Annotated in this window: 17 protein-coding genes; 9 read left to right on the top strand and 8 right to left on the bottom strand. The window is 71.7% G+C overall.

The genetic code is table 11. From position 1 onward, the window contains the following. Positions 1 to 189 precede the first annotated feature (189 nt). Complete coding sequence (locus VA596_RS50475; RefSeq protein WP_323337968.1) at positions 190 to 951, top strand: NPP1 family protein; 762 nt, start codon at positions 190 to 192, stop codon at positions 949 to 951. A gap of 37 nt (positions 952 to 988) precedes the next feature. Here the strand turns inward: VA596_RS50475 and VA596_RS50470 are convergent, their stop codons facing one another. The 3 genes from VA596_RS50470 to VA596_RS50460 are packed head-to-tail and all read right to left on the bottom strand — an operon-like array spanning position 989 to position 3,121. Beyond that, positions 989 to 1,597: a response regulator transcription factor gene (locus VA596_RS50470; RefSeq protein WP_323337967.1), complete on the bottom strand. Its 609-nt coding sequence runs from the start codon at positions 1,595 to 1,597 to the stop codon at positions 989 to 991. After that, entirely contained in the window at positions 1,594 to 2,694 is a 1,101-nt protein-coding gene (locus VA596_RS50465; protein WP_323337966.1) for a sensor histidine kinase, read from the bottom strand. Before VA596_RS50465 ends, VA596_RS50470 begins: the two co-directional genes overlap by 4 nt. Positions 2,695 to 2,719: 25 nt before the next feature. Beyond that, a complete protein-coding gene (locus VA596_RS50460) occupies positions 2,720 to 3,121 on the bottom strand; it encodes a hypothetical protein (RefSeq protein ID WP_323337965.1) in 402 nt (133 codons plus the stop codon). Between the two features lie 163 nt (positions 3,122 to 3,284). On the opposite strand from VA596_RS50460, the gene VA596_RS50455 reads away from it, so the two are divergent. Next, positions 3,285 to 4,331, top strand: coding sequence for a LacI family DNA-binding transcriptional regulator (locus tag VA596_RS50455; RefSeq protein WP_323337964.1), 1,047 nt, complete (start codon positions 3,285 to 3,287; stop codon positions 4,329 to 4,331). 467 nt (positions 4,332 to 4,798) lie between these two features. Here VA596_RS50455 and VA596_RS50450 read toward each other — a convergent pair whose 3' ends face one another. Beyond that, entirely contained in the window at positions 4,799 to 5,353 is a 555-nt protein-coding gene (locus VA596_RS50450) for a DUF305 domain-containing protein (protein ID WP_323337963.1), read from the bottom strand. Next, positions 5,350 to 6,282, bottom strand: a complete 933-nt coding sequence (locus VA596_RS50445; protein ID WP_323337962.1) for a DUF1996 domain-containing protein — start codon at positions 6,280 to 6,282, stop codon at positions 5,350 to 5,352. The genes VA596_RS50450 and VA596_RS50445 overlap by 4 nt, the downstream gene beginning before the upstream one ends. A 218-nt stretch (positions 6,283 to 6,500) precedes the next feature. Between VA596_RS50445 and VA596_RS50440 the strand changes: the two genes are divergently transcribed. The 5 genes from VA596_RS50440 (at position 6,501) to VA596_RS50420 (ending at position 12,668) form a co-directional block, all read left to right on the top strand. Then, entirely contained in the window at positions 6,501 to 8,633 is a 2,133-nt protein-coding gene (locus tag VA596_RS50440) for a discoidin domain-containing protein (RefSeq protein ID WP_323337961.1), read from the top strand. A gap of 642 nt (positions 8,634 to 9,275) precedes the next feature. After that, positions 9,276 to 10,331: a hypothetical protein gene (locus VA596_RS50435; RefSeq protein ID WP_323337960.1), complete on the top strand. Its 1,056-nt coding sequence runs from the start codon at positions 9,276 to 9,278 to the stop codon at positions 10,329 to 10,331. 210 nt (positions 10,332 to 10,541) lie between these two features. After that, a complete protein-coding gene (locus tag VA596_RS50430) occupies positions 10,542 to 10,976 on the top strand; it encodes an XRE family transcriptional regulator (protein ID WP_323337959.1) in 435 nt (144 codons plus the stop codon). 27 nt (positions 10,977 to 11,003) lie between these two features. Next, positions 11,004 to 11,594 (top strand): hypothetical protein, encoded by a 591-nt coding sequence (locus tag VA596_RS50425; RefSeq protein ID WP_323337958.1) that lies wholly within the window; start codon positions 11,004 to 11,006, stop codon positions 11,592 to 11,594. Between the two features lie 9 nt (positions 11,595 to 11,603). Next, positions 11,604 to 12,668 (top strand): hypothetical protein, encoded by a 1,065-nt coding sequence (locus VA596_RS50420; RefSeq protein ID WP_323337957.1) that lies wholly within the window; start codon positions 11,604 to 11,606, stop codon positions 12,666 to 12,668. A 1-nt stretch (position 12,669) separates the two neighbouring features. Here the strand turns inward: VA596_RS50420 and VA596_RS50415 are convergent, their stop codons facing one another. Next, positions 12,670 to 13,182, bottom strand: coding sequence for a 2'-5' RNA ligase family protein (locus tag VA596_RS50415; RefSeq protein ID WP_323337956.1), 513 nt, complete (start codon positions 13,180 to 13,182; stop codon positions 12,670 to 12,672). 37 nt (positions 13,183 to 13,219) lie between these two features. Next, a complete protein-coding gene (locus VA596_RS50410) occupies positions 13,220 to 13,639 on the bottom strand; it encodes a hypothetical protein (protein WP_323337955.1) in 420 nt (139 codons plus the stop codon). 156 nt (positions 13,640 to 13,795) lie between these two features. Between VA596_RS50410 and dinB the strand changes: the two genes are divergently transcribed. After that, entirely contained in the window at positions 13,796 to 14,986 is a 1,191-nt protein-coding gene (gene dinB / locus VA596_RS50405) for a DNA polymerase IV (RefSeq protein WP_323337954.1), read from the top strand. Here dinB and VA596_RS50400 read toward each other — a convergent pair whose 3' ends face one another. After that, entirely contained in the window at positions 14,987 to 15,886 is a 900-nt protein-coding gene (locus tag VA596_RS50400) for a class I SAM-dependent methyltransferase (protein ID WP_323337953.1), read from the bottom strand. 217 nt (positions 15,887 to 16,103) lie between these two features. Between VA596_RS50400 and VA596_RS50395 the strand changes: the two genes are divergently transcribed. Next, entirely contained in the window at positions 16,104 to 16,511 is a 408-nt protein-coding gene (locus VA596_RS50395) for a histone-like nucleoid-structuring protein Lsr2 (RefSeq protein WP_323337952.1), read from the top strand. Positions 16,512 to 17,337: the final 826 nt, after the last annotated feature.

The following is a 17,337-nucleotide window of genomic DNA, read 5'->3' as shown; positions in this document are numbered from 1 at the left end:
ATAGAGTCCCTCAAGGTGGCCTTCACGGACCTTGCCGGTGAGCGGGGCAGGAGTGCGCGTTCGTCCCCTGGTGACCGTCCCGGGCGGGCAGGATTGTCGTGGGTGCCGTTGCGGAGCCTGGGGGACCTGGGGACGCTGGTTGTGGATCTCTTGTCGGAAAATTTCCGACCGCGACCGAGGGAGTACGTAATGGCGCACCGATCCCGCACCCTGGCCGCCGTGGCCGCTGCCGCTCTGGGGCTCGCGGTGGCCTTCCCAGCGACGGCGTTCGCCGACCCGCCCGGCGCCCTGCCCGCCAACGCGAGCGACTTCGAGAAGACCTTCCAGCCCGCCTTCGACTACGACAAGGACGGCTGTTACCCGACCCCGGCGATCGGCCCGGACGGGACCATCGCGCCCGGCCTGTCGCTCGGCGGCGACACCAACGGCCACTGCCGCGACTCCTGGGACCTCGACAACACCAACTCCTACTCGCGCCAGAAGTGCAACAACGGCTGGTGCGCCGTGATGTACACGCTCTACTTCGAGAAGGACCAGGCCTCCCTCGGCCCCGGCAGCGCCGGCCACCGGCACGACTGGGAGCACATCGTCGTGTGGGTCAAGGACAACCAGGTCGAGTACGTCGCGACGTCGCAGCACGGCGGCTTCGCGGTGCACGACCGCGCGAGCATGTACTTCGAGGGCACGCACGCGAAGGTCGTCTACCACAAGGACGGCGGCTCGACGCACTGCTTCCGCGCGGCCAACGGCAACGACGACCCGCCGGAGAACCACAAGGGCGTCTGGCAGTACCCGACCCTGGTCGGCTGGGACGGCTACCCGGCCGGGATCCGCGACAAGCTCGTCGCGGCGAACTTCGGCAGCGCGACCTTCGGCATCAAGGACGACCAGTTCGCCGGCAACCTCGCCAAGGCCAAGCCGGGCGGCATCCCGTTCGACGAGAACGCCTGACGCTCGGCGGCCGGCCCGGCAGAAGATCCGATTCCGGTCAGAGCCAGCCGCGGTCGTCGGCGATCCGGACGGCGTCGACGCGGTTGCGGCCGCCGGTCTTGGTGATCGCCGCCGACACGTAGTTCCGCACGGTGCCCTCGGACAGGTAGAGCCGGGACGCGATCTCGGCGACGGTCGCGCCGGTCCGCGCGGTGATGAGGACGTCGCGTTCGCGGGCGGTCAACGGCGATTCGCCCGCGGCGAGGGTCGCGACCGCGAGCGCCGGGTCGACCACGCGCTCGCCCTTCACCACGCGGCGGATCGCGTCGGCGAGAGCGTCGGCCGGCGCGTCCTTGACGACGAACCCGACCGCCCCGGCCTCCATCGCGCGGCGCAGGTATCCGGCGCGCCCGAACGTCGTGAGCATGACGACACGGCAGTCCGGCACCTGGGCGGCCAGCACGGCCGCGGCGGCGAGCCCGTCGAGGCCCGGCATCTCGATGTCGAGCAGCGCGACGTCGGGACGGTGTTCGCGCGCCGCGCCGACGATCTCGTCACCGCGCCCGACGGAGGCGACGACCTCGAAGTCGTCCTCCAGGTTCAGAAGGGTGCCGAGCGCCTGGCGGACCATCTCCTGGTCGTCGGCGAGCAGCAGGCGGACGGTCACGGCACCTCCACCGGGGTCAGGGACACGCACAGCCGCCAGCCGCGCGGGGAAACCGGCCCTGCCTCGACGCGCCCGCCCGCGGCGGCGACCCGTTCGCGGAGCCCGGAAAGGCCCGTTCCCTCGGTCGCGGAGCCGCCGAGGCCGTCGTCGACCACCTCGACCGACGACGCGGAAAGCGTGACGGCGCACCGGGTCGCGCGGGCGTGGCGGGCCACGTTGGTCAGGCCCTCCCGCACCACCCAGCCGAACAGCTCCTGGTGGTCCGGGCCGACGACGTCGACGGCGGTGGGCAGCTCGGCCGCGACCCCGCACGCGCGCAGCAGCTCGCGGCCGCGGGCGAGCTCGCCGGCCAGGGTGACCTCGGCGTAGCCCGAAACCGCGGCCCGCACGTCGGTCAAGGCCTGGCGGGCCAGGGTTTCGACGGCGGTCATCTCCTCGCCCGCGCGGGCGGCCTCGGTGTCGAGGAGCCGGCGGGCGAGGGTGCTCTTGACCGTGATGGCGGTGAGCGAGTGGCCGAGCAGGTCGTGCAGGTCCCGGGCGATCCGGGCGCGTTCGGCCTCCGACGCCAGCCGCGCGACCTCCGCGCGGGCCTCGACGAGGGCCGTGTTGGCGCGGACGGCTTCCCCGAAGGCGTAGACCACCAGCACGGTGAAGAAGAGCGCGACCGCCTGCGGCCACCCCGGCCCGGAGTCCCACACGACCCACGGGACGAAGAGCGCGGCGAGCGCGCTGAGGGCGCCGAGGACGAGGGTGTACCGGCGCAGGCTCATCCCGGCCAGCGAAACCACGACCGCGGCGAGGAAGAAGCCTTCGGCGTGGGCGAACGGCAGCACGGCGGCGAACAGGACGGCGCAGATCCCGAGGAACACCCAGTACCGCGGCCACGACCGCCGGGCCGCCGCGAAGGCCGCGAAGACGTACGCGACGGCGAAGCCGGCCACGATGGCGCAGCCGGCGACCGCGGCGGTCCCGCTCGAGTGCGCCAGCACGCCGGGCACGGTGACCAGCGGGTAGGCGAGCATGCCCGCGTCGAGGACCAGCCGCCGCCAGCCGTGCACCCACCGCTGGGCGTCGGCGGGCACCGTCGAGTCGTTCATCACCGGCACGCTACCGCGCCCGGCTTCAGCGGGCCGCGAACCGCGACCGCAGCTCGCGCCCGTTCACCAGCACGGCGACGCCGAGCAGCAGCAGCCCGCAGACCGCCTGCTCGACCCGCAGCCAGACCGGGAACGCGCCCGGCAGCGCGACGATGACGGCGATCGCCACCAGCATCACGCCCGAGACGATCCGCAGCCGCAGGAACGCCTTCTTCGACCCGCGGGCCGCCCGGCGGGCGAAGGCGAGCGTCAGGAGCGCGCTGCCGACGACGATCGTGGCGCGCACCCAGACGGCGTCGGTCACCATCGCGTGGTTGTCGCGGAACAGGACGATCACGCCGAGCGTCAGGATGCTGACGCCGAGGTAGGTGCCGACGAGGGCGAGCACGCGGCGGAAGGCCGTCGTCGTGGTGGTCTGGACGGTCATGGGTTTCTCCCCAAGGTGCGGATCGGAGTGCTTGCCCCGGAAATGCTCGTCCCGCGGGCTCGAAGAGGGCAGTGCCGTCTCGCACCGGGCGCTCATGACATTTGTCATCGAGGTTGGGGCCCGGCACTGGGAGAGCGCTCTCACAGCGTGCTACAAAGAACGGGTGACCACGTTTCCTTCGGTGCCGCCGACCCTCGAGGACGTCGCGCGGGTCGCCGGTGTCTCACGCGCGACCGTGTCGCGCGTGGTCAACAGCGTGCGCAACGTCGACCCGAAGCTGCGGGAGACGGTCGAGCGTGCCATCGCCGACACCGGGTACGTGCCGAACCGGGCGGCCCGGTCGCTGGTCAGCCGGCACACCGGCGGGATCGCGCTGGTCGTGTCGGAGCCGGAGCGGCACGTCGACGCGGAGGCGTTCACCGGCGGGGTGTTCGGCGACCCGTTCTTCGGCCGGGTCGTCGAGGGCGTCGTCGCGCACCTGCGCCCGCACGGCCGGCACCCGCTGCTGATGCTCGTCGACAGCGAGGAGGAACGCGCGAAACTGGTGGCGAAGCTGCGGCAGGAGCAGGTCAGCGGGGTGCTGCTGATCTCGCTCGCGCCGGACCGGGACCCGCTGCCGCTGGTGCTGACCGAGGCGGGCGTCCCGACGGCGCTGTTCGCGCGGCCCGCCCGCCCGGCACCGGTGTGCTACGTCGACGTCGCCCACCAGGACGGCGCGCGGCTCGCGGCGGACCGGCTCGTTTCCCGTGGCTGCCGCCGGGTCGCGACGATCGCCGGCCCGGGCGGCACCCCGGCGGGCCACGACCGCCTGGCGGGCTTCCGCGACGCGATGGCCCGCCACGGCCACGCGTACGTCGCGGTCGCCGAGGGCGACTTCACCCAGCACGGCGGCGAGCTGGCGATGGAACGCCTGCTGGCGACCGAGCCGGAGCTGGACGGCGTGTTCGTCGCCAATGATCTGATGGCGTACGGCGCGCTGTCGGTGCTGGCGGAGGCGGGACGCCGGGTTCCGGACGACATCGCGGTCATCGGCTTCGACGACAGCCGCGTTGCCCTGAGCTGCCGCCCCCGCCTGACGACGATCCGCCAGCCGGTCGAAGCGATGGGCGCGGCGATGGCACGAATGGTCCTGGACCGCATGGCGAACCCAGCTTTGCGCGCGGAATCAGTGATCTTCGACCCAGACCTGGTAATCCGAGACTCCGCCTGACCCCGCACCCACCCGGCCGCCCCACGCACTTCACTGGACGACACGCGCACGCAGCCGGACGACACGCGTACCCACCTGGACGACACGCCGCTCGACCCCACGACCGCCGTGTCGTCCCTCCAATCACACGTGTCGTCCCTCCAATCACACGTGTCGACCCTCCAGACACACGTGCTGACCGTCCAATCACGCGAGCCGGCTGCCCAGCCACGCGAGCCGACCCGCCCAGTCACGTGTGTCGTCCGTCTGGGTACGCGTGTCGTCCATCCAGGGACGTGTGTCGTCCATCTGGGTACGCGTGTCGTCCGGACGGAGTCGGCGGAAACCGTTGCCGCAAAGGCAACTCGGCGACGAGTGGCGGAAACCCGCCACTCGTCGCCGAGTACCTGCACCGGAGGACGCGCACCCGGCCGGGCCGCTCCCAGGCCCCGCCGGGGCCCGGCAGTGGGGCCGGGCGGTGTCTCCGGTCAGCTCGTCCGGTCCAGCACTTCCCCTTCCCGCGTGGCCGCCGCGCCGAGGTCACGGGCCAAAGCCTTGGTCGCCGGGTCCGCGCCCGAGGCCTGCTCGCCGTTCGCCAGGACCACGATCTGCTTCGCGTGGGCCCGCAGCAACGCGACGAGCCGCCGGTCGAAGTCGGCGCCGTCGCTGGTCCGGAGGGCGACCAGGTCGGCGTCGGTGATCATGCCCGGCATCTGGTGTCCGCTGTGGACGTTCGCAGCCGGGAGCCCGGCGCGGTCCCGGGCCGCCCGCAGGCGGGTGAGAAACCCGTCCTGGGACGGCTCGAGCGCCGACGCGGCGGACCGCACGGCGGGGCTCGCCGCGTGGTCCGCCGCCAGGTGGGCCGCGGTGGCCGCGTTCTCCGTCATCGGCACGGTCAGCTGCAACCACGCGACGTCGGTCGGGTTGAACGCGCTCGCCCCGGGGCCGGGCGGCGGCGCCGGGGCCGCCGGCGTGGTGGTGGCACACCCGCCCATGGACATCGCCACCACCACCGCGGCGACCACCGGCGCCGTCCGCCTCACGGCCGGCCGGGCAGCCGGTAGTTCGGGCCGAGGACGGTGCCGCGGTCCGGTTTGTAGAGGTCGAACCCGCGCGGGTCGCACTGGAGCCCGCCGTTGATGCAGTGCGTGACCAGCGCGGCGAGGGTGGGCGGGTCCCACGCGTTGAAGAAGTCGTAGTGCCACGAATACCCGCGCCCGCTGGCCAGGTGGACGCCGGACATGTCACCGCTGACCGGGAACGCGATCTTGAACTCCAGCATCGGCACCGCGACCGGGTGGTCGGCCGGGCACGTCAGCGTCGTCTTGTCCGGGTACGCCATGTGGCTCTTGTGATCGGCCGAGTCCAGGTGGACGCCGTCCCAGCAGCTCGGGGCCTGGTACCGGATGTTCAGCTGGCTGCCGGGCGTGCACTGCACCGGGATGTCCCAGTTGTGGAAGCTGTCCCCGCACTCCCAGCCCTCGATCGCGCCGGGCGCGTTCTGGAACTGGTCCTGCGTCGCCGTGACCGTCCCGGCGACGTAGCGCAGGCCGGGCGGGAACGGCACGACCTTGGTGTAGTCGAGGATGCCGGACTTGTAGTACACGACCTGCGCGAAGTTCGGCAGGATCACCTGGTTCCCGTTGTAGACCGTCGGGAACCAGTACGCGGACAGGTCGTCCGGCGCCAGGCAGGTCGTGTTGCCGACGCCGGACTGCTGCAGCGAGGCCAGCGTCGTGTTCGCGTTGGTGGTCTTGTTGCCGATGAACGTGTGGTCGTGCGACGCGCCGGGCAGCCCGGGGAAGACGATCGGGTCGTCCGGCTGGTGGTGGCTGGGGGAGCAGTTGACCTGGAATTCGTGGTGCGTGACCAGGTTGTCGGCTCCGGCGGGCGACCAGGTGGCCGCGGTCAGGAAGGCGCCTGCCAGCACGGTGGCGGCGGTGCAGGCGAGGAGCGCGGCTTTGGATACCAAGGGTCCTCCACGGTGAGGGTGCCTGAGGAATGGGAGAGCGCTCTCCAAGAGCATGCGCACCGCCCGGCCACCCTGTCAAGGAGCACCCTCATTCGGCGGCGGGCAGGCATTGTCCGTTTCCAGACGGGAACCTTGACAACGCGGGCCGTCGTGACGAACGATCGGCCGTGCCGGAGAGCGCTCTCCAATCTCCGTTCCCCATTCGCGCGGGAGTCATCGTGGACCGTCCGTTGCCCCTTCGTGCCGTCCCGGCACTCGTGGTCCTGCTGGTGCTGGGCCTCCTAGCCGGCCCGACCCCGGCACACGCCGCCACCCTGCTCTCCCAGGGCAGACCGGTGACCGCCTCGAGCAGCGAAGGCGCGGGGACACCGGCCTCCGCGGCCGTCGACGGCGACCCGGGCACCCGCTGGGCCAGCACGTGGAGCGACCCGCAGTGGCTGCAGGTCGACCTCGGCGCGTCCGCCGACATCAGCCAGGTGACCCTGAACTGGGAGTCCGCCTACGCGACCGCCTACGAAATCCAGGTTTCGGACAACGCCGCGTCTTGGCAGACCGTGTACAGCACGACGACCGCGACCGGCGGCGTGCAGAACCTCGCCGTCACCGGCCACGGCCGGTACGTCCGCCTCTACGGCACCCACCGCGTCGGCGGCTACGGCTACTCGCTCTGGGAGTTCCAGGTCAGCGGCACCCCGGGCACGTCGACGCCGGGCGGCCCGGGCGTCACGAAGGTGACCGGCAGCCAGGGCAACTGGCAGCTGAGCGTCGACGGCCAGCCGTGGATCGTCAAGGGCCTCACCTGGGGCCCGCCGGTGAGCGAAGCGTCGGCCCGGATGCCGGAGCTGCACTCGATCGGCGTCAACACCGTCCGCACCTGGGGCACCGACGGCAGCAGCCAGCCCCTGTTCGACGCCGCCGCGGCCAACGGCATCAAGGTCGTCGCCGGCTTCTGGCTCCAGCCCGGCGGCGGGCCCGGCAGCGGCGGGTGCGTCGACTACACCACCGACACGAACTACAAGAACACGATGCTCGGCGAGATCCAGAAGTGGGTCAACACCTACAAGGGCAACGCCGGCGTGCTGATGTGGAACGTCGGCAACGAGTCGATCCTCGGCATGCAGAACTGCTACTCCGGCACGCTGCTGGAGCAGAACCGCATCGCCTACGCCCGGTTCGTCGACCAGGCCGCCCAGGCGATCCACGCCATCGACGCCAACCACCCGGTCACCTCGACCGACGCCTGGACCGGCGCCTGGCCGTACTACAAGGCCTACACGCCGAACCTCGACCTGTACTCCGTGAACTCGTACGCCCAGGTCTGCCAGGTCAAGCAGGACTGGATCAACGGCGGCTACACGAAGCCGTACATCATCACCGAGACCGGCCCGGCCGGCGAGTGGGAGGTCCCGAACGACGTCAACGGCGTCCCGACGGAACCCACCGACCAGCAGAAGCGTGACGGGTACACCAACGCCTGGAACTGCATCCTCGCCCACCCCGGGGTGGCCCTCGGCGCGACGCTGTTCCACTACGGCACCGAAGGCGACTTCGGCGGCGTCTGGTTCAACATCACCACGGGCAACGAGAAGCGGCTCGCCTGGTACGCCGTCCGCAAGCTCTACAGTGGACAGACCGGCGGCAACACGCCCCCGGTGATCTCGTCGATGAACCTGAGCCGCACCACCGACGTCCCGGCCGGCGGCACCTTCACCGTGACGGCGAACGTGTCCGATCCGGACGGTGACCCGATTGCCTACACCATGGGCTACAACAGCAAGTACATCAACAACGCCGCGGGCCTGATCCCGGCGCAGTTCACCGGCACCGGCACGTTCACCGTCACGGCGCCGAAGGACCTGGGCGTCTGGAAGATCTACCTCTACGCCCGCGACGGTCACGGCAACGTCGGGATCGAGACGCGTTCCCTGCGCGTGGTCGCCCCGCCGGTGCCGGGGACCAACCTGGCCCGCGGCGCCGCGACCACGGCGTCGACCTACCAGGCCGACGGCCCGGGCGCGCCCTACCCGCCGCAGGCCGCGACCGACGGCAACCTGGCGACGCGCTGGGCGAGCGCGTGGGCCGACCCGCAGTGGGTGCAGGTCGACCTGGGCAGCAGGCAGGCGTTCAACCACGTGCAGCTGGTCTGGGAGTCGGCGTTCGGCAAGGCGTACGAGATCCAGGTCAGCGACGACGGGACGAACTGGCGCTCGGTCTACGCGACGACCACCGGTGACGGCGGCGCCGACGACCTGGCGATCTCGGCCACGGCCCGGTACGTGCGGATGAACGCGACCCAGCGCGGCACGGCGTACGGGTACTCGCTGTACGAGTTCGGCGTCTACCGGTCCTGATCCCGGCGGTGGCCCCTTCCGGTCGCGGGAGGGGCCACCGGCTCAGCTCGTGACCAGGTGGCCTGCGCAGGCACAGGTGATGCCCGCCCAAGCACGCGTGACGCGCGCTCAGTCACGTGTGTCGACCTCCTGATTACGAGTGATGCCTCCCCGATCACGCGTGATGCCCCGCTGATCACGGGTGATGCCCGCGCAATCACGCTTGATGCCCCGCTGATCACGGGTGATGCTCGCCCAAACACGGGTGATGCCCGTGCAATCACGGGTGATGCCCGCCCGGACACGGGTGATGCCTCCCCGATCACGGGTAATGCCCGCTCAGACACGGGTGATGCCCGCGCAATCACGGGTGATGCCCGCCCAGACACGGGTGATGCCTCCCCGGTCACGGGTGATGCCTGCGCAATCACGAGGCCGATCCCGGGTCGCGAGCGCTGCCCCGCGCCATCGAGCGCCTTGCCCAGCGGATCACCAGCGCTGCGCGACGGGCCCATCGAACCGTCCGAGCCGCGGGTCCCGCACAACCGCTCGCCCGGGCTCGAGTCTCGTCGAACGCGTCGATGCCAACCCGGCCCGGAACCCCTTGTCAGGGCGGCACTTTTGCCGCACCAAGACCCACCGAGCGTCACTATGATCCCCGCCATGGCGGACACAGAGACCCGGGTGGTCCCGCTCTCCCGCGCCCGCCGGTGGACCTGGGTGCTCGTCGCCGTCGCGGTGGGCTTTGCCGCCTGGGACGTCTACGGGATCTTCGTCGCGCCGGAGCGGCCGTTCTTCTGGATCGGTGTCGCGCTCGACGTCTTCGTCGGCGTTTTCGCCTGGTTCCTCGGCCGGGCCTGGCCACCCGAAGCCCGGTTCGGGCCGGACGCCGTCACCTTCGAACAGACCCACGTGCCCTACGCCGAGATCACCGGGGTCCGGCGCGGCGCGGTCTCGGCCAAGCCGTTCTGGCTCGCCTTCCTGCTGCCGACGTCCCTGGTGCTCGGCCTGATCGCGGCGCTGCGCCCGGCCGGCGACTTCGACCGCGAGGTCGTCGAGCTCCAGACCCCCGACGGCCGCGTGCGCACCCGGTGGCGCCACTACCGGACGGCGGACGACTTCCTCGCCGCGCTCAAGGAGAAACGCCCGGATCTCGACGTCCGGCACGGGCTCGACGCCACCGCCTTCGCGCACGACTACACGCCCCGCCTCGGGGCCGGCGGCGGGTTCCTCGCCTTCGGCCTCGGGGTGTGGCTCTTCTTCGGCACGTGGTTCGGGCTGCAGCTCACCGACCAGTCGCTCGAGAACGGGCCGTTCCCGCTCGAGGCGACGTCGGCGACGCTGCGCGGGCTCACCGGCGACCTGACCGGCTTCGCGCCCCTGCCCGGCGTCGCCCCGCAGTTCACCGAGTGGGACTGCGACCGCGACAACGACCTGATCCTCGGCCCCGATCCCGGCTACACCGACCTGCACCTGCAGCTCATCCGCAAGGACCTGCCGGAAGCCGGCGCCGTCGAAGCCCGGCTGCGCCAGGCCGCCGGCATGGACGCCGACACCTACATCACCCGCATCGGCCCGGAGGACGGCGGTGTCGACGTCGACATCCCCGAGGACCGTGGCCTGTACGTCGAGATCTCCACCGGCTGCGTCGACCGGGACGGGCTGCCGCGCCTGCGTGACGACCTCACGAAGCTCGCGAAAGCAATGGGAGCCGGCTGAAACAGGCTGGTGCGAGGCCGCGGGGTTAGGCGCGTGGCCACCCCCAGCGGCCACGTGAGTCACCCCGCGGCCGTCGCACCGGCCCGGGCTGGCGTTTCGTTTCCGAAACACCTACCGTCGGTATCGTAGTCTTTCCGGTACAGGCGCTGTCAAGTTTTCGGGACAGCTAGGCTGGGCAGTGTCACGTTTCATGGCTGAAGGTGGTGTGTGGTGAGCGAGGAGCGCAGTTTCGCCGAACGGCTGGCGCAGTTGATCGCGACCGTGCACCCGCCGGACCGCAAGCCGTACTCGTACCGGGAGATCGCCCACGGCGTCGCGGAGCAGACCGGCGTCACGATGTCGGCGACCCACGTGCAGCAGCTCGCCGTCGGCGCCCGCAAGGACCCGAAACGCTCCCACATCCAGGCACTGGCCCAGTTCTTCGGCGTGCCGGTGACGTACTTCTTCGACGACGAGGTCGCCGGCGAGGTCGACCGGCAGGTCGAGGAGGTCGTGGCGTGGCGCGACACCGAGGCCCGGAAGATGGCGCAGCGGGCGATGCAGCTCTCGGCGCGCGACCGCGAGACCGTGACCGCGCTGATGGACCAGCTCGGCAGCTACGACGAAACCCGCCGCGGCGAGGGCCGGCGCCGGAAGCCGGAGTGACGTGCCCGCGGTGAGCGGTCGGCTACGATGACCTCGTCCGTGATCGCGCCCCGGTGCACCCGGCTGGCGCTCGCCCAGCGGGGAGGACCCATCGACGCGCACGGCCTCACGCAGCTGCGGGCCGGTGCCCGCGCGCGGGTGCGGACCGTCCTCGACGCCGTCCCGCTGCCCCGCCCGTGGTCGATGAACCGCTGGGTCGACGCCCTCGAGACCTGGCGCGGGCGCGAGATCGACCTGGTGCCGGTGGCCTACCGGCCCGGCCAGCCCTCCGGCGCCTGGCAGGCCCGCCCGGACTACGACCTCATCGCCTACACCGAGCACACGTCGGCGCTGCACCAGGACCACATCATCGCCCACGAGCTCGCCCACATGCTGTGCGCGCACACCGGAAGCTGCCTGATGTCGGAGTCCGAGGCCGCCGAGCTCGCCCCGGATCTCGCGCCGCGGGCGCTGTCGCACCTGCTCACCCGCGTGACGAGCGGTCGTGACGAGTACGAAGCCGAGCTGATCGCCGTGCTGCTGATGAGCGCCGCGACGAGCGAACCGCCCGCCGTCCAGCCCGGCGCGTCCGGCCGTGCGGCGGACCAGGCGCGGCGCCTGGCGGCACTGCTGGGATAGTCCGGTCCCGTGATCGACATTCTGTTCCTCGGAGTCGGGCTCTTCGCGCTGGCCGTCGGGATCTGGCGCGCGGTGCGGGCGCGGCGGACCGGCGCGGGCGCCGGGCTGGCCGTTTCGCTCATCGCGCTCGGCGCGGCGTTCTGCTTCCTGTCCAACCGCGCGCAGGTGGCGGAGAGCGAGCTGTACCCCAGCCTCGGGCGCCTGCTCTCGAACCTCGCGACGATGGTCGCGGCCTACGGGATCGGCCTGACCGTCGCCGAGATCAGCGGCACCCGCGACCGCGGCCGGCGCACCCGGCTCGTCGCCCTGGCCGCGGCGCTGGTCCTGCTGGTGGTGACGTTCTTCAGCACGCCGGACCTGCCGCGCGGCATCGGCGTGTTCGACGAGCTGTACGGCACCCACCCGACGCTCGTCGTGTACGTCTTCGCCTACACCGTCTACCTCGGCTTCGCGGTGGTCGACATCGGGATCGTGTCGGCGGTGACGATCCGGGCGAGCGGCGGTGCGCTGCGCGCCGGGCTCTCGTTGCTGCTGCTGGCGTCCGCGTTCGCCGTCGCCTACCTCGGCGGGAAGGTCGTCGCGACGATCAAGGCGCTGCAGTCCGACCACCCGGCGAAGGCGCTGTGCGCCGGGCCGTTCTCGACGCTGCCGTGCGCGCTGGACGTCGGCTTCCCGGCGGTGTCGGTGCTGCTGATCGTGGTGGGGCTGACGATCCCGTCGATCCCGGGCCTGGTGGCCGGCCGCCGTGACGCGCGGACGCTGCGCCTGCTGCGGCCGGTGCGCGCGCACCTCACCCGCCGGTTCCCGGAGATCGTCCGGATCGACCCGGGCGGCCCGTCCCGCCGCGAACGGCTGCTGACGGCGATGAGCGAGACCAACGACGGCCTGATCCTCGCCGGCGTGACGCCGGAGCTGGCGCCCCCGGCGGCCGCGAGGCTGGTGCGTGCCCTGCCGGACGAACCGGGGGAGATCGAACCGCCGGTCGCCGGCACGGAACCGTTCGCCGCGGACGTCGCGCGGCTGCGGGCGATCGCCCAGGCCTACCGGAAGCTGGACGCCGGCCCGGCCCGGTGAGTCAGGCGCCGAACGGCGCGACGAGCCGCGTTTCCCAGCCTGCTTCGTCGAGCGCGACCAGGTGCAGTTCCTCCGCGCGGGCGTCCAGCGGGAGCAGCGGCCGGACCTGCTCGGCCACTCGCTCGTGGTCGGCTTCGGCGCCGCCCATCGCGACCGTGAGGTGCGCGGCGGGGGTGGGGCCGAACCGGCCGCCGTAGGGCAGAACCCCGGGCCAGCGCGCGCAGACGGCGTCCGCGATCGGCTGCAGCGCGGGGGTGGCGACCGCCGAGAAACCCGGTGCGACGGCCAGTTCGGTGAGCCGGAGATCGACCGGCCGGACGCCGGCGGCGAGTGCGCGCACGGCGTCGACGACCTCGTCCGTCAGCTCGTGGGCCGGCAGGAACGGGTACAACGCCGTGACGTGCGCGGGCAGGCCGGGGCGGACCAGGGTGGGGGCGGTGCGCCGGGCCGCGGCCAGCACGGGCTCGGCGGCGGGCAGCAGGATCACCAGAGCGGAGGTTCCGGGTTCGGGCACGTCCGCATCATGGCAGCGACGCCGGTTCGTGCGTCGGTCAGGCCGCGGCGCTCTGCGGGAACCGGTTCGCGCGCGCCAGGGCCAGGCTGCGCCGGCACAGTTCGACCAGCTCGTCGTTCGCGCGGCTGCGCGGGCTGTGGCCGCAGAGCCCGCAGCGGATGGTGATGTCGCCGGTCAGCTCGTCCACGGCGACGAGGGCCTGGTGGTCGCACCGGCGGCACCAGCGGTAGCCGATCGCCGGGTTGGCGTGCACCGGCGAGGAGACGCATTCGTGCAGCCAGCGGCGGTGGGTCCGGCAGGTGACCCGGTCGGTCGGGTCGAGCCCGCCGGCGTCTTCGACCCGGTCTTCACGGGCCAGCGTCGCGGCCAGCAGCGGCTGGCGTGGCGCGGCGGGCCGGTCGTCCGGGCTCGGGCCGGCCCATGCGTGGTGATCGCCGCATCGGCACTTCTCGGACATGGCGCCCCCAGTAGGTCGGGTGGATCGATGGCTTCGAGTGTGGGCGCGGTCACGGAGGGCCGACAACCGGTAAAACGCTCAGTTTCGGCCAGCGGCACACCGGTGGCGCCGGACGGGCGAGCGGATTTCGGCCCGCGGTATGCGAACATATGTTCTATGACCGACGAGGGCCCCATCCTCCACGCCGACCTCGACTCCTTCTACGCGTCGGTCGAACAACGCGACGACCCGGGCCTGAAGGGGCGGCCCGTGATCGTCGGCGGCGGGGTCGTGCTGGCCGCGAGCTACGAGGCCAAGGCCTACGGCGTGCGCACGGCGATGGGCGGCGCGCAGGCCCGGCGGCTGTGCCCGCACGCGGTCGTCGTGCGCCCGCGGATGTCGGCCTACTCGGCCGCGAGCAAGGCGGTGTTCGAGGTCTTCCGGGACACCACCCCGCTGGTGGAGGGCATTTCCATCGACGAGGCGTTCCTCGACGTCGGCGGGCTGGCGAAGATCGCCGGGCGGCCGAGCGTCATCGCCGAACGGCTGCGCCGGGCGGTCGCCGAGCGGGCGGGGCTGCCGATCACCGTCGGCGTCGCGCGGACGAAGTTCCTCGCGAAGGTCGCCAGCGGGGTGGCGAAGCCGGACGGCCTGCTCGTCGTCCCGCACGACGCGGAACTGGAGTTCCTGCACCCGCTCCCGGTCCGGGCGCTGTGGGGCGTCGGCAAGGTGACCGAGGAGAAACTGCGGGCGCGCGGTATCACGACGGTCGGCCAGCTGGCCGCGTCCGAGCCGGTGGACCTCGCCGGGATGCTGGGCCGCGGCGCCGGGCGGCACCTCTACGAACTCGCGCACAGCCGGGACCCCCGGCTGGTCGAGACCGGCGTCCGGCGGCGGTCGATCGGCGCCCAGCGCGCGCTGGGCCGAGGCCGGCGGACCCCGGCCGAGCTGGACGTCGTGCTGGTGGCGCTGATCGACCGGATCGCCCGGCGGCTGCGGGCGGCGCACCGCATCTGCCGCACGGTCACCCTGCGCCTGCGTTTCGCCGACTTCACCCGGGTGACGCGCTCGTGCACCCTGAACGAGCCGACCGAGGGCACCGGCACGCTCCTCGCGGCGGCGCGGGAACTCCTGGAAGCCGCGCTCCCGCTCATCTTCGACCGCGGGATCACGCTGCTGGGCGCGTCGCTGTCCAACCTGACCGACGACGACCACGTCCAGCTGGCGCTGCCGTTCGAGCGTCAGCGCGCGACCCAGCTCGACACGGCGCTGGATTCGGTGCGGGACCGTTTCGGGAAGGCGGCGGTCACCCGCGCGGTCCTGCTGGGCCGTCCGGACGATCTGGAGATGCCCCTGCTGCCGGATTGATCAGCTGCCGTGGCCCGGTTTTCCCGCCGGGTGCGGAATGCGCGCGTGGGTCAGGTGGGAAAGCCGGCTCGGTTTCAGCGCGTCGTCGCGGTTCCAGCCGGCCGGACCGACAACGTCGTGCTGACCGGCTTGTTCGACCACTTCGAATCCCGTGTCCCGCAGGAGAGCCGCCATGGCGGCGGGGGAGAGGAACGTGTGCCACGGCTCACCCTCTTCGGCGGCCATCGGCGCGACGGCCTCGGCGTAACCGTTTCCGGCGTCGTCGCGCAGTTCCGGGGGCAGCAGGTGATCCGCGACGATTTCCGAGCCGGGTGCCGAACCGCCGAGATCCGTCAACGTGGCGAGAATCGCCTCGCGCGTCAGGTACATGGTGACTCCGAGCCAGCTGACGAACACGGGACGGTGCGGGTCGAGTCCACTCTGGACGAGCCGCTCGCGGAGCCGGTCCGTTTCGAAGTCGACGGCGACGAACGTCACCGACTCCGGCACGGCGATCCCGGCGGCTTCCAGGAGTTCCCGTTTGGCGGCCTGGGTGGCCGCCCGGTCGACTTCGAACACCCGGAACCGGCCGGGCGGTGTGCGATAGGCGAACGAATCGAGTCCGGCGCCGAGAATCAGATACTGGTCTATACCGGAATTGGCACGCAAGAGGCGCTCTTCGGTGAACCGGCTGCGGCAGACGGCCTCGGCGCGGGCCCCGGCGAGAACCGGATGGGTACCGTGGAGCCGGTGATATGCCAGCAGTTCTTCGGCGCGGGCGCCGAGCAACGGCGCGGCGAGCGGGTCCGAGAAGATCGGGGGAGCGGCGTCGACCAGCAAATGTGCCGCTCGTGCGGCGGCCGCCGTGAACGCCGTGCAGCTGATGCCGGGCGCATTACCGGGAAAATCGGGTGAGGTCACCCCGCAACGGTACCGATCTGATTTCGAGCATATCACGAATACAAAACCTTTACAAGATCACGCGCATTCCGACTCGGTTGCGGTCAGGCTGTAGGGGGCGGCCCCGTCGCCCGGGCGGCCATTGTGGACGCTTCGCGGGTGTCGCGCGTGCCGGACGTGATTCGACAGGTTAGGGTCTGTCCGACCGTGTTCTGGAGAAGATGAGGAACGACGAACCATGGCGCAACGGGTGCACGTCGAGATGGTGGACGACCTCGACGGGAGCGAGGCGAACCAGACCGTCCCCTTCGCCCTCGACGGGGTGAGCTTCGAGATCGACCTCTCCGAGGAGAACGCTTCGGCGCTGCGGGACGAGCTCGCCCGCTACGTCGGTGCCGCGCGGCGCATCGGCGGCCGCAAGGTCCGGCTCGCGACCGGGCAGTCGCTGACGGGCTCGTCGAGCTCGGGCACCGACCGCGAGCGCAACCGGCAGATCCGCGAATGGGCGCAGGCCAACGGCTACGAGGTCGCCGAGCGCGGCCGCCTGTCCAGCGAGATCATCGCCGGTTTCGAGGCCGACCAGGCCGCGGAAGCCGAGCCGGCCGAGCCCAAGCCGGCCCGCAAGCGCGCGACCCGCAAGAAGTAGCTTGTCGTGCAACGGGTCCCGGTCCCCGGGGAGGGGGAACCGGTCACCCGGAGCGCGCCCGCAGCTCGTCCCGTTGCGCCACTCGGCGGATTCCCTTGGGTGCAACTTGCAATTCTCTGGGTGGCTGGCTGGGCCGATCGCCTTGTTTGCTTGGTGAGTCCCGGTTGGCGCGACTCGCTCCCGATGTCTTGTCCCGGTCGGTAAGCCGCGCCGCTGTCCGGGTTGGTCACTGTGCCACTCGGCGGATCGCTTTGCCGGGCTTGCCAGACGCGTAAGTGCAACTTGCAGTTTCCACGGCGAGCTGACTGCGCCACTCGGCCGATCGCCTCCTTTGCTTGGTGGGCCGCGCAAGTGTGACTTGTCCTGTCGGCTGTGTCGCAAAGCCGGCCGCGTTGTCTGATTGGTGAGTCGCCCGGCGGGCCGCGTCGGCGGCTTGGCAGGCCGCGCAAGTGTGACTCGTCCTGTGTCTCGACTCGCCGGCTGTGTCGTGCAGCCGATGGCCTTGTCTGGTTGGTAAGCCGCGAAGGTGCAGTTGCCGTATGTCCGGCTTACTGGTTGCGTCACTCGGTCGGCCGCCTCGATTGCTCGGTGGGCCGCACAAGCCTGACTCGCGCTGTGTGTCGACCCGCCTGTTCTGTCGCGCCGCCGATTGCTGCCGCGTAACAGCACCTCGCCGCGAACCCGGCTTGCTCGGTGGATCGCCTCGCCTGGTTGGTGAGCCGCGCAGGTGCAACCCGGCCATCCGCCGAGCGCAAGGCTTTCGCTCGGCGGATCGCCCTGCCTGGCGGCGATGCCGTGCAAGAGCAACTCGCCGCGTGTCTGGGCC

The sequence above is a fragment of the Amycolatopsis heterodermiae genome, assembly GCF_034929455.1.
Classification (GTDB): Bacteria; Actinomycetota; Actinomycetes; order Mycobacteriales; family Pseudonocardiaceae; genus Amycolatopsis; species Amycolatopsis heterodermiae.
Note: the sequence above shows the minus strand (reverse complement) of the source record. Positions and strands in the feature narration are given on the sequence as shown.

Excerpts from the sequence above, each read along its gene's own strand:
- VA596_RS50475 (WP_323337968.1), top strand. The coding sequence starts at position 190 with ATGGCGCACCGATCCCGCACCCTGGCCGCCGTGGCCGCTGCCGCTCTG.
- VA596_RS50460 (WP_323337965.1), bottom strand. The coding sequence starts at position 3,121 with ATGACCGTCCAGACCACCACGACGACGGCCTTCCGCCGCGTGCTCGCC.
- dinB (WP_323337954.1), top strand. The coding sequence starts at position 13,796 with ATGACCGACGAGGGCCCCATCCTCCACGCCGACCTCGACTCCTTCTAC.
- VA596_RS50425 (WP_323337958.1), top strand. The coding sequence starts at position 11,004 with ATGACCTCGTCCGTGATCGCGCCCCGGTGCACCCGGCTGGCGCTCGCC.
- VA596_RS50435 (WP_323337960.1), top strand. The coding sequence starts at position 9,276 with ATGGCGGACACAGAGACCCGGGTGGTCCCGCTCTCCCGCGCCCGCCGG.
- VA596_RS50410 (WP_323337955.1), bottom strand. The coding sequence starts at position 13,639 with ATGTCCGAGAAGTGCCGATGCGGCGATCACCACGCATGGGCCGGCCCG.
- VA596_RS50395 (WP_323337952.1), top strand. The coding sequence starts at position 16,104 with ATGGCGCAACGGGTGCACGTCGAGATGGTGGACGACCTCGACGGGAGC.
- VA596_RS50465 (WP_323337966.1), bottom strand. The coding sequence starts at position 2,694 with ATGAACGACTCGACGGTGCCCGCCGACGCCCAGCGGTGGGTGCACGGC.